Origin of the sequence: Sphingomonas sp. ID0503 (assembly GCF_048565625.1) — a bacterium.
In the GTDB taxonomy this organism is placed as follows: Bacteria; Pseudomonadota; Alphaproteobacteria; order Sphingomonadales; family Sphingomonadaceae; genus JBLZUR01.
Genome location: NZ_JBLZUR010000002.1, coordinates 1,447,551 through 1,459,810, shown reverse-complemented (window position 1 = coordinate 1,459,810; position 12,260 = coordinate 1,447,551). Strand labels below are relative to the sequence as shown.

Annotated in this window: 10 protein-coding genes; all 10 read left to right on the top strand. The window is 66.2% G+C overall.

What is annotated here, in order from left to right:
* Positions 1-293 precede the first annotated feature (293 nt).
* The 10 genes from ACM608_RS08025 to ACM608_RS07980 all read left to right on the top strand — a co-directional run bounded on the left by ACM608_RS08025 (position 294) and on the right by ACM608_RS07980 (position 12,247).
* Positions 294-6,185: a hypothetical protein gene (locus ACM608_RS08025; RefSeq protein WP_419682702.1), complete on the top strand. Its 5,892-nt coding sequence runs from the start codon at positions 294-296 to the stop codon at positions 6,183-6,185.
* Entirely contained in the window at positions 6,182-7,231 is a 1,050-nt protein-coding gene (locus ACM608_RS08020) for a hypothetical protein (RefSeq protein WP_419682701.1), read from the top strand. The genes ACM608_RS08025 and ACM608_RS08020 overlap by 4 nt, the downstream gene beginning before the upstream one ends.
* Positions 7,232-7,240: 9 nt before the next feature.
* A complete protein-coding gene (locus tag ACM608_RS08015; RefSeq protein ID WP_419682700.1) occupies positions 7,241-8,134 on the top strand; it encodes a hypothetical protein in 894 nt (297 codons plus the stop codon).
* Positions 8,134-8,466: a hypothetical protein gene (locus ACM608_RS08010; protein ID WP_419682699.1), complete on the top strand. Its 333-nt coding sequence runs from the start codon at positions 8,134-8,136 to the stop codon at positions 8,464-8,466. Before ACM608_RS08015 ends, ACM608_RS08010 begins: the two co-directional genes overlap by 1 nt.
* Positions 8,467-8,522: 56 nt before the next feature.
* Positions 8,523-8,960 carry a hypothetical protein gene (locus ACM608_RS08005; protein ID WP_419682698.1) on the top strand — a complete coding sequence of 146 codons (438 nt, stop codon included), beginning with the start codon at positions 8,523-8,525 and terminating at the stop codon, positions 8,958-8,960.
* 167 nt (positions 8,961-9,127) lie between these two features.
* A complete protein-coding gene (locus tag ACM608_RS08000; protein ID WP_419682697.1) occupies positions 9,128-9,640 on the top strand; it encodes a TIGR02594 family protein in 513 nt (170 codons plus the stop codon).
* Complete coding sequence (locus tag ACM608_RS07995) at positions 9,637-9,984, top strand: DUF6527 family protein (protein ID WP_419682696.1); 348 nt, start codon at positions 9,637-9,639, stop codon at positions 9,982-9,984. Before ACM608_RS08000 ends, ACM608_RS07995 begins: the two co-directional genes overlap by 4 nt.
* A gap of 3 nt (positions 9,985-9,987) precedes the next feature.
* Positions 9,988-10,326 carry a hypothetical protein gene (locus ACM608_RS07990; RefSeq protein ID WP_419682695.1) on the top strand — a complete coding sequence of 113 codons (339 nt, stop codon included), beginning with the start codon at positions 9,988-9,990 and terminating at the stop codon, positions 10,324-10,326.
* The gene (locus ACM608_RS07985; RefSeq protein ID WP_419682694.1) at positions 10,323-11,546 is read left to right on the top strand and encodes a hypothetical protein; all 1,224 of its coding nucleotides are present in this window, start codon (positions 10,323-10,325) and stop codon (positions 11,544-11,546) included. The genes ACM608_RS07990 and ACM608_RS07985 overlap by 4 nt, the downstream gene beginning before the upstream one ends.
* Entirely contained in the window at positions 11,543-12,247 is a 705-nt protein-coding gene (locus tag ACM608_RS07980) for a hypothetical protein (RefSeq protein ID WP_419682693.1), read from the top strand. Before ACM608_RS07985 ends, ACM608_RS07980 begins: the two co-directional genes overlap by 4 nt.
* Positions 12,248-12,260: the final 13 nt, after the last annotated feature.

Here is a 12,260-nt window from a genome sequence, read left to right as displayed (position 1 = left end):
TCCTAGCGCGTCGCTCCCGAGACCACCTTCGAAAAATCGTGGCAACCGGCGACATCCAGTGCCGGGTCGTCGATGCAGATCCACGCTCCCCGAGCTTCGAGGCGGTCGATCGTTACGGCAGGCCCGTCGTGCGATGCTCGGTTGGTGACCGCGACGTTGGGGATGAACAGGTGGACGGCGGTTTCGCAGTGCGATGGCCCTAGGAATGCGGTGACAACAAACAGACTTAACGACTGACCCGTTCAGCCGTCACGATCATCGTGGCGGCTTTCTTTGTTTTTGGAGACCGCAAGATGCGCGTGGCGTCGATGGAGATCGAGTTCGGCCTTGATATGGCCGGCGCGGTCGCGGCCGCCGCGAGCCTGTCCCAGACGGTGGGCAGCACCAGCGCGAGCGCGGTTCGCGAGTTCAACAAGATCGAGCGGGAGGCGGAGAAGCTGACGGCGTCGATCGGCCGGCAGGCTTCCGAGTTCGGGAAGAACGCGCAGGAACTGCGCGGGATGAAGGTCGAGAGCGCCGCGATGGCCGCCGAACAGCGGGGCATGGTCGAGCTGGCAGAGCGGTTGCGCACAGCCGAGGCGGCGCTGTTCGAACAGGAACTGGCGGCGGCGCGGGCTGTGCGGTTTGCCGCCGAAGCGGCCGAGGAGGCGAAGCTGGAGGCGGCAGCGGCCTCGGCGCGGGAGGCGAAGGAGCTGCGCGACGCGGCGGCCGCGCATGCACTGTTTGAAGCCAGGGTGCGCGAGGGGGTTCGCGCCCTGAAGGAACAGGAGGCCGCACAGGCCAAGCGGGATCGGGAGGCCGAGGCCGCGCGGGAGCGGGCAGCGGCGGAAGCGGCTGTTAATGCGCAGTTGCTGGAGCGGTCCCGCCTGCAGGCGGTGATCGAGCGCAACACGGGCGACGGCCGCATGGCCGCGACTGACAATGGTGCGACCTATAGCGCGCTGGCGGCGCGGGCAGCGGAGGACGAGGCTCGTGCCAATGCCCTGGCGGCGGCGGAAACCAAGCGGCTGGCCGACGAGCATGAGCGGCTTGCCGCCATGGTGCGCGGGTCGGCCGCTGCGCAGGAAGCGGATGTTGTGGCGGCGGAGCGTCTTAGATCGTCCACTGACCCGCTCTATGCCGCGACCAAGCGTCTGAACGAGGAGATCGCGGAGAGTACGCGTCTCTACCATGTCGGAGCGACCGCGCCTGAGGAGTACGCGCGTCAGCAGCAGGTGCTGACGGGTCGGCTCCGCGAGTTCGAGCAGGCCAATGATGCGGTGAACGCGGCCGGGCGCAAGGGTACCGGAACGCTTACCCAGTTGTCGTTCCAGGCGAACGACGTCGCGACCATGTGGATGTCAGGTGCTAGCGCGGGCCAGATCTTCGCGACGCAGGCCGGACAGGTTCTACAGGTCGCGCAGATGGCCGAAGGCGGGGTGGCGGGGTTCGGTAAGGAGCTCCTGCTGCTGACCGTCAGGTACGCACCGCTGATCGGCGTCATGTCGGTTGCCGGCGTCGCCTTGAACCGATGGACCGATGATCTCAACGACGCGGCCGACATGGATCACTTCGTCGCGGGCCTCGGCTTGACGCGGCAGGAAGTCAAGAGGCTCGGTGACCAGAGCATCGACGTGATCGACGTACTGAAAGGTCTCTGGAAGACGATCAGCGATGGCGTAGATGTCGATGGCAAGAAGATCATCGACTATCTCTTCTCCCCGAATGACGCCGAGCAGGTCGCGGGATTTGTGGCGTCGATCTACGGCACGTTCGTCGGTGGATATCGCGCGATCGTCGACGTGTGGGACAACCTTCCGGAGGCGCTCGGCGACGCCTTTATCCAGTCCGTCAATGCTGCGATCCGCGCCATCAACGATATGGTGAAATCCTCGATCGACGGTATCAACGGTCTGGCGAAGCGGGCCAACGACCTGCTTGGTATCGACCTGTTCGGCCAGATTGCCGACGCGCCAAAGATCGCGGAGATGGCGAACCAGTATGCCGGGGCGTTGGCCGCTGTGGCGAATGCAGGGCACCACGTCACCGACGCCACCAAAGAAGCGATGGACGCGCAGAGAGACTTTATCGCCCAAGTGGGCCGCAACACGATCGCGATCAAGCAACAGACGGCCGCACAAAAGGCGGCGGACATGATCACGGATCGCGCCGCCAAGAAGCCGCGCATGTCGGATGAAGAGCGGGCGCGGCAGGCTGCGATCAAGGAGGCGCTGCGCTTCATCCAAGCGCTGGAAGATGAGACGGCGAAGATCGGGCTGAACGAGAAGCAGGTGCGCGAGTGGGCGGTGGCCCAAGCGGCCGCCAAGGCACCGACCGATGAACTCCGCCAGGCGATCAAGGCGGCCGGGGCCGCGCGCGAGAACACCTATGCCGCACAGGCGCCGAAAGACTTCATCAAGAACGTCATCGAGCCGCTGGAGTTCGAGAACAGCCTGCTGCGTCTGAACGCGGAGGAGCGCGCGCTGGCCACCGCCGCACGTGACGCCGAGGCTGCAGGTATCGCCAAGGGGTCCGCCGAATGGGAACGCTACATGGCGGCGGTCAGGGCATCGATCGATCCGGCCGAGGCGCTGAATGAGCAGTTGCGCCAGCAAATCGAGGCGCTGGACCTGATCGAAGATCGCGTACGAAGCGCGGCCGACGTGTTCGCCGATGCCTTCGGCGATATCGGCCAGTCGATCGGCGACGCAGCGAGCGCCCTGGTGGGATATGCCACTGCCGAACGCCGCCTGCAGGAAGAACGCGACGTGAGGCTGGCGACGGCACATGATCAGGCCGAGATTGACCGGATCAATGCGCGCTACGCGGAGGACATGGCCTTCGCCCAGGTCCGCGCATACGGCGACATGGCGTCGGCGGCGAAGTCTTTCTTCAAGGAAGGGTCGACGGGTTACGAGGTGCTGGGCGCGGCCGAGAAGGCCTTCCGTGCCTATGAGCTCGCGATGGCTGTCAAGAACGCGGCCGTTCAGCTCGGCCTGATCGGCAGCACGACGGCGGCGAAGGTGGCGGGAAACGTGGCGGGTGCGGCGTCGGCGGTCGCGGCGTCGGCAACCGAAATCGCGGCGGTCGAGGCAGTGACGGGGGTGAAGGCGGTCGACGCGGTCATCAACGCGATCCGGTCCCTGCCCTTCCCGCTGAACATTGCGGCCGGCGCGGCGACGGCGGCCGTGGTCGCATCGCTCGGCTTCGCCGTGGCGGGTGCGTTCGGCGGCGGCGGTGGAAATCCCAACAGCTACAACGAGGGCAAGGGCACCGTTTTCGGCGACGACGATGCGCAGTCGAAGTCGATCGAGAACGCGATCGCCGCGCTGCAGGACGTGGACCGGGCGACGATGCGCTATTCCGCGCGGATGGCGGACAGCCTGGACAGCATCGAGGCGAATATCGGCGGGCTGGTGAACATCCTGATCCGCACCGGCAACATCAATGCCTCGGCCGGGGTGGACACCGGGTTCAAGACCGACGGTCTGGGAACAGCGATCAGCACGGTGTTGCTGCCGCTCAACTCGGTGCTCAAGGAGGTGCCGATCCTCGGCGATATCGTCGGCGGGCTGACCAGCGTCGTCAAATCCCTGTTCGGCACGAAGACGAAGGTGGTGGCATCCGGAATCTTCGCGGCCGCGCAGCAGCTGCAGGACATCATCGATAGCGGTTTCGACGCCAGCTACTTCTCCGACGTCAAGAAGACGAAAAAGTTCTTCGGGATCAGCACCGGATCGAAATACTCCACCGAGTATGCCGATGCGTCGAACGAGATCGAGGCGCAGTTCGGGCTGATCCTGAAGGGCTTCTACGACGCGATCGGCGCAGCGGCCGGGCCGCTGGGGCTGAACCTCGACGAGGTTGAAGGCAAGCTGGACGGCTTCGTCGTCGATATCGGCAAGATCGATCTGCAGGGCCTGTCCGGCGAGGAAATCCAGGAGAAGCTGACCGCCGTGTTCGGCGCGGCGGCGGACGACATGGCGAACATCGCGATCCCCGGCCTCGAGAAGTTCCAGCAGGTCGGCGAAGGGTATTTCGAGACGCTGATCCGCTATGCCAGCGAGGTCGAGGCGGTATCGAACCGGTTGCAGATGATGGGTTTCAAGGACCTGCGCACCGTGCAGGACCAGGCGGTGCTCAAGCGGTTCGACGATATCGAACAGTTCCGCGACGCGACCACGGCCTACATGGACAGCTTCATGACGGACGCCGAGCGAGCGGCGGCGCAGGCGAAGCTTCTGGCTCCGGCATTCGAAGACCTCGGCTTCGCGATGCCCAAGACGGCGCAGGGCTTCCGCGATCTTGTCGAGGCGCAGGACATCACGACCCAGTCGGGGAAGGACACCTGGGCGGAGCTTCTGAAGCTGGCGCCTGCGTTCGCGGAGGTGGTCGCGGCGGGCAAGTCGCTGGAGGAGGTTGCACGCGAAGAGGCGGACCTGACGCGTCAGCTCTGGGAAATTCAGGGCGAGACGAACAAGATCCGCGAAGCGGAGTTGAAGGCGCTCGATCCCGGCAACCGCGAGCTTCAGAAGCGCATCTGGGCCTTGCAGGACGAGGCGAAGGCGGCGGCCCAGCTGGAGGCGCTGGGCGACACGAACCGTGGCATCCGCGAGCAAATCGCCGCGCTGACGAAAAGCACGGCTGACGATGCCAAGGTTCTGAAGGCGTCGCGGGAAGACGAACTGGAGGGGGTGGACAAATCCACCGCTGCTCTCCTCAAGCGGCTGTGGGCGCTGCAGGACGAGGCGGCCGCGACGGAGAAGGCGAAGCAGGCGGCGGCGGAGCACGCGGCGGCGCTGGAGACGCTCGGCGACACGAACCGTGGCCTCCGCCAGCAGATCGCCGAGCTGACCGGTAACACGAAGGAACAGGCCCGCCTGCTGAAAGCGGCGCGCGACGACGAGCTGGAAGGCGTCGACGCGTCCACCGCCGCGCTGATGAAGCGGCTCTGGGCGCTGCAGGACGAGGCGGCCGCGACGGAGAAGGCGAAGCAGGCGGCGGCGGAGCACGCGGCGGCGCTGGAGACGCTCGGCGACACGAACCGTGGCCTCCGCCAGCAGATCGCCGAGCTGACCGGTAACACGAAGGAACAGGCCCGCCTGCTGAAAGCGGCGCGCGACGACGAGCTGGAAGGCGTCGACGCGTCCACCGCCGCGTTGATGAAGCGGCTGTGGGCGCTGCAGGACGAGGCGGCCGCGACGGAGAAGGCGAAGCAGGCGGCGGCGGAGCACGCGGCGGCGCTGGAGACGCTCGGCGACACGAACCGTGGCCTCCGCCAGCAGATCGCCGAGCTGACCGGTAACACGAAGGAACAGGCCCGCCTGCTGAAAGCGGCGCGCGACGACGAGCTGGAAGGCGTCGACGCGTCCACCGCCGCGTTGATGAAGCGGCTGTGGGCGCTGCAGGACGAGGCGGCCGCGACGGAGAAGGCGAAGCAGGCGGCGGAGGAACTCGCGGCGAAGCAGAAGGCCATAGCTGACGAGCGGGACGGGCTGCAGCGGCGCATGCTGGAACTGGCGGGGGACACGGCGGCGATCCGGGCGCTAGACCTTGCCAAGCTGGACGCCAGCAATCGCGCCCTGCAGCTGCAGATCTGGGCGATCGAGGACGCGAAAGCGGCGGCGGAGGCGGCCGAGCAGCTGCGCGAGGCGTGGCGGTCGGTCGGCGACACGATCATGGACGAGGTACGGCGCATTCGCGGCGAAGTGGCGGGTGGCGAAAGCTTTGCCGTGCTGCAGGGCCGGTTCAACGCGGCGACTGCGGCTGCGCGGGGCGGGGATCAGGCGGCGGCAGGAACCTTGCCCGAACTTTCCAGGGCGATGATCGAGGCGGCGGGGCTGTCCGCGACCAGCCGGCAAGAGTTCGACCGGGTGCGCGGCCAGACGGCGTCGAGCCTGGAGCAGACGGTGCGGATCATCGACCAGATCGCAGCCGGCACCAAGGCGGCGCAGGCGGCAGGAACGGCACCGATCGAACAGCAAAGCTGGTGGACGAGCTTTCAGGCAAGCCAGGCGGCCGTCACCGCCGCGAACGACGCGGTTGCCGACAAGGTCGAGAAGCTGACCGCCGAACTGAAGGCGATGCGGGCGGACATGAACAGGGGCAATGCGACGATCGCCGGCAACACGGGCAAGGTGGCCCGCAAGCTGGATGACGTGACGGGCAAGAGCGGTGGCAACGCGATTTCGACGGTGGCGGCATGAGGATGATCCGCCCCGTCGAGATCACCCCCGCCCGGTTGACCAGCAGCAATGTCGTGGAAGGGCTGTGGACCGCCTATTCGTCTGGGACGACCTATGCCCTGAACGCGCGAGCCGCGATCGTCATCGGGACGGCAGTGACGGTCTACCGCAGCCTGCAGGCCGGCAACACCAACCATGATCCGGCCTCGTCACCCACGTGGTGGCGCGCGATCGGGACGACGTTCACGATCTGGTCGGCGGCGGCGACATACGCGAAGGGCGAGCGGGTGATCGACCCTTCGATCCATCGGGTGTTTCAGAGCCTTCAGGCGGGGAACACCGGCCATGCACTCACCGATCCGGCGTGGTGGCAGGATATCGGCCCGACGAACCGCTATGCGATGTTCGACAAAAGCGTCGGCACGCTGACCACGGTGAACGAAGCGCTGACGGTGCAGCTGTCGCCCGGCGGCGTCGATGCGCTGGCGGTGATCGACACGACGGCGAACACCGTCACAGTCACGATGGTGAACGGGTCGGAGACGGTTTATTCCGCGACGAAAACGACGGCGATCGGCGGCGCGGCTATTTCCGACTGGTACGCCTATTTCTTCGAGCCGGTCGGTAAGCTTTCCGCCCTCTCCTTCTACGACCTGCCGATCTATCCCGACGCGGTAATCACGGTGACGATGGTAGGCGATGATCCAGCAGGGGCGGTATCGGCCGGCACGCTGATCGTTGGGCGCACACTCGACATGGGTGTGACGGAAACCGGGCCGGGCGTCGGAATTACCGATTACAGCCGCAAGGAAACCGACGAATTCGGCGTCACCAGCGTCGTGCCGCGCGACTGGGCGAAGCGGATGAACCTGCGAACCCAGATCGCGACGTCCGAGGTCGACGGGATCGTGCGGGCGTTGGCCGATGTGCGGGCGACGCCGGTGCTCTGGCAGGGCGAGGAAGGCTTCGACAGCCTGACGATCTACGGGTTCTACAAAGACTTCAGCATCGACCTGGCGCTGGAGACCATCTCCTACTGCAGCATGACCATCGAAGGTCTGACCTAAGGGGCAATCATGGCCATTACCGCTCTGCCAACGCCGCCGTCGCGAAGCGACCCGGCGAACTTTCCCGCGCGCGCGGACGCCTTCCTTGCGGCGCTCACGGCCTTCGTGACCGAGGCCAACGCGCTTGCCGCGCAGGTGAACGCAGACAAGAATACCTTTCAGGCGCTCGCCACGGCGGGGCAGCTCGACGGCTTCCAGAACCTCGATGCGGAGGCTTTCGGCCTCGCGTTGATCACGAAGACGTCGGCGTCGGCGATCCGGACCTATCTCGAACTTGGATCAATGGCGCTGCAAAGCACCGGCGCGCCGAGCGTGACGCGCCTCTATGCCAGCCTGCGCGTCCTGATCGGCGCGGTGGCCGATTATCAGGTCAACGGTATCAACGCCGGCATCCAGGTGCAGGGCGTCGGCAACGACCAGAGCGCACTGGCGGCAATCCGCTTTTCCGACAACGGTTCGGCACCGCTTTTCCTTTTCGGCAAGTCTCGCGGCGCGACGATCGGCACTGAAGGCGCGGTGCAGCTGAACGACATCCTTGGCCGGATCATGTTCGCGGGGTCGAACGGCACGCAAGCGCTCAACGGCGCGGAGGTTCGCGCGGAGGTGGATGGATCGCCGACAAGCGGCGCGGTGCCGTCTCGGCTGAGCTTCTGGACGGGCCTCACCACCACTCCGCTGGAGGTTATGCGACTCAGCTACAGCGCTGGCATGAGCATGTTCGGGGCAAACCCGGTGATCGATCAGAACCGGGGGCATGTCCTGCGTTCCTACACGCAGGCGACGCTGCCGGCCGCCGCGCTCGCTCCTCAGACGATGTTTTGGTGCAGCAACCTTTCCGGCGGGGCCGGCCCCGTTATCAGCAACGGCAGCGTGTGGCTGCGCCTCGCCACAGGAGCGATCTGATGTCCCTCGATTCCAACCGGCTTTCCCCTTACGAGATCCTGATCCGCTTCGACCTCGAAACCGGACAGGTTGTCGGCGCGCACAAGCAGGACGTGCAGTTCACCGAAGGCCAGCCGCGTCTAAAGGACCCGGAGCCTATCCCACTGGCCGGCGTCGTGGGCGTCATGGATGCCGCCTGTGCTGCAGCCTTGTCGAATGAAGCCGACCTGCTCGCGCGCAAGGCGGACCTGACGGCACAGGTGGCGAACCTCGCCGATCAAGTCACCGAGTTGCAGGTGCAGGTGGCGACGCTGGAAGCGCAAATCGCCGCGTCACAGGCACAACCGGCCTAGCAGCCTCTCGCACGACCGGAGAACAGAACGATGCCTGAAACGGCAGGGAGGCGCGCATGCCGGGCCGGACGGTGAACGAAGCGATCCCCGGCGGGTCGCCAACCGGTGCATCGCTGGCGGAGCTGGCGGCGGCGCTGAAGGTGCTTCAGCCTCCACCTGCGCCGGTCGCGGCTGAGGCTACGGGCATCGCCAAGCACGCGGGGACGATTGTCGTGGCGATCATGCTGGCCCTTTGCCTCTGGGTAGGCGCAACGATCTACAGCCTGGCCCAGACCACAACGCAGGTTTCGACCAAGCTGGATGCCATGCAGAAGGCCCTCGACGGCATGTCGAGCGAGCAGCAGCAGACGGGCCAGCGCATCGCCGAAATCATGGCGGCACAGGCGAAGGGCGATCAGCGCCTGACCGCCGTCGAGCTGGAGCAGCAGCGCATGCGCGAGCGACTGCGCGCAGTGGAAGGGCAGGCTCCCCTCCCATCCAACGCTTCTCAGTGAATGACGCCGGAACGAGAGGCCGCACGCACCTTCGTCCGTAATGCGCTGCTGACCGCCTTCCAAACCGAGACGGACATCCCCGCTGAGTGGCTCGCGCTGATCCAAGTCGCAGCTGAGACACCCGCGCCTTTGCCAAGCCGCCGCTGGTGGCAATTTTGGAGAACGACATGACGAATCCCGAACCAGCGTGGCTGACCGCCGCGCGGGCGAAGAATGGCACGCGCGAGGCGGCCGGGGCGCTCAACAATCCGGCGATCATGGGGTGGGCAAAGCGCCTCGGCACGAAGGTGCTCGGCATCGTCTACAATGCGGACAGCGTGCCATGGTGCGGCCTGTTTGTCGCGACCTGCATGGCGGAGGCCGGCCAGACACCGCCGCCCGTCGCGGTACGGGCGAAGGCGTGGGCAAGCTGGGGCGCGAACCTGCGGGAGGATCACCTGTCTCCCGGTGCCGTGCTCGTCTTCGAGCGGCCGGGCGGCGGGCATGTCGGCTTCTACGTCGGCGAAGATCTGACGCACTACCACGTCCTCGGTGGCAATCAGGGTGATCGGGTGTGCGTCGCCCGCATCGAGAAGGGCCGCTGCGTTGCGAGGCGCTGGCCGCGTGGCGTTCCCGTGATCCTGGGCCCGGTGAAGATGACCCGCACCGCCGGCATCCCGCTTTCGAGCAACGAAGCATGAGCGCCTTCATCCGTCTGTCAGACGTCCTCATGACGACGGCAGAAGGTGCTCTCGCTTTCCGGTGTCCCGCTTGCAATTCGTGGCACGTCGTCAGCACCTCCCCGCAGGCCCGTCAGCAGTGGACGTGGAACGGCGATGTCGAGCGCCCGACCATCTCGCCCTCCATCCTTGTGAGGTGTGGATCCGCTGTTGATCCCACTTTCAAGCGAGAGCCGGGCGATCCCCCTGACGTCTGCCATTCCTTCGTGGTCAACGGCCAGATCCAGTTCTGCGGCGACAGCACGCATGAACTTGCTGGGCAAACGGTCGACCTTCCTCCGTTCGCTCTTCCCGAGGGGGAGTGAGGCATGACCGAGCGCCAGCCCGTCCCCGGCGAATACGACGCCGCCCGCACCATCGACCGCTTTCGAGAGGAGAACTCCATGACCGACGTTCCGAAGCCCATCATCGTCAACCCTAGCATCCTGCCGGAAACGGGTGTGATCGCGATCCGCTACTTCGCGGCGCTGCTGGCCGGTTGGCTGATCCGCAAGGGCTATCTCACGGGTGCAGACGAGCCGCTGATCACGGGCCTCTTGCTTGCTGTTGCCGCTGCGGGCTGGGCCTTCTGGAACGCGCGCCGGAAGAAGGCCGAGGCCGTGACGCTGGCACAGCACACGCCGGATAGCGTCGGCCGCGTGAAGTGATCGACCGCGCGCTCAAGGCGGCACTGGCCGCAGCGCTCGCTCAGACAATGTTCGAGATCGCCGTCGCGGCAGGCGCGCTGATCGTCAGCAAGATCAAGGGCCGCGAGGCCAACCCAAGGAGGAAGAGCATGGGGTATCGTAATCGCAGGGCGCAGTCGCGCGCGGCTTGGGCGGCATCGGGCGGAGGCGTGGCGCTGCCGTTCACGCCGCTCATCCCGATCATCTCGGACAGCAACGGGCTGGGCGTCATGTCCGATCCCAGCTTCCCGGTCTACGCATCGGACGCCGCCGCGTTCACGTCCGCTTATCAGAGCGACTCGAAGGCGAAGGTCATGGACGCCGCCAACGCGGTTCAGGTCTATGCGCCGGGCACGGTCACCGGTGTCGCGGCGCATGCCAACACGACCGTCGGCAATGTCAGCTATGAGGCGGGCATCTTCCAGCGGTTTCGCGAGCTGTACCCGAGCAACGACATCATCGTGGCGAAGCGCGCAACGGCCGGCGCTTTCGCCGGGCGGGCCGAGGCCAATCCTCAGCTTGGAGATCTCGTCGGGTCGGTCTCGGGCCGCGTCCTGACACTGACCTCCGGCTCGCCTCAGACGAACCGCTTGCTGGTGGCGGACGGCATGCCCGATCGCATCCACATCAGCAGCGGCACCGGCCCGTACAACCTCAGCTATTTCGGTGGCGGGTCGCTTCCCAGCTTCACCCTGCCGGCCGGCACCACGATCAAGCAGTTCAGCGGCTACTCTTGGTCGCCGACCACCGGCTTCCTCTACATCGGTACGGGGGCGGTGCCGACCGGCTTCGCCAAGAGCAAGTTCCGGCAGCAGATGGATGCGCTCACCGCCGCCAACATCGTCTGGCAGGTGCCGTTTTTCGTCATTGCGCTTGGCGGCAACGATGCGGATTTCGCGTTCTCCGCGAACGCCTATCAGGCGAGGGTGCAGGAGATCATCACGGCGTTCCGAACCGACTTCCCTGAGACGGCGAACGCCAAGGTCGTGATCGTCATGACGCCCGCCGCAGGCTCCACCTATAGCAGCACCGTGCGCGCGGCGTGCGCGGCGCTGCGCGATGCCGATCCGCTGGTGCGACTGGTTGAGGCCGGCAAGGCAGGGTACGTCCGGCCGGACGGCACGCATCACGACATCGCGACCCGCATCGCGATTGGGCGCGACATCGCCGGTGTGGGCATCGGCGGCATGGCGAGCGCGTGACCCTCCTCACCAAAGGCGACGGCGGCGCACCGATCGTCAAGGGCGACTGGTTCGCCTACTCGGCACCATTCGGGCGGGAGGGTTTGCCGGACAGCGCGTTCCGCAACCGGCTCGTCATCGATGACACGCAGAAGCCGGAGACGCCGTTCTCGTCCGCCCGGATCGAATGGTATCAGCCGATGGAGACCCGCAAGGGCAACGCGCCGCGCGGGTATCTGCACATCGGCCGGGACCGCTACGGCGACGTGCGCCGGAACCTCGGAACGGTTCGCCGGCTGTCCGAGGTCAAGCGCTACGACATGACCGTGAAGTGGACCGATGCCACGATCCACGGCGAGCGGAACATGCTGTACGATGCGTTCCTGCTGCGCGAGCCGGACAAGGGCGACCATGCGCTTGAGCTGATGGTGTTCCTCGATCCGTCACCGTCAGCAACCCGCTACCTGCAGAAGGGCAAGCGGCTGGCGGACTTCGGCGAGTGGCAGGTGTGGCAGCCGTCCCAGTCGAGCATAGCTTTGACCGTCGGCTACCCGGTCTACAAGACGACGATCAAGCCGACCGACATCCTGAAATGGGCGGAGACGCAAGGCGTCGGCACGCAACACCTCTACTGGCCCGGCGACGCTGTCGGCGTGGAGCCGATCAGCGGAGCGGGGTCCGTGTTCTTCAAGGCGTTGGGTGGAAAGGTGGCGCCGGGGTAATCAGCGCCTACCG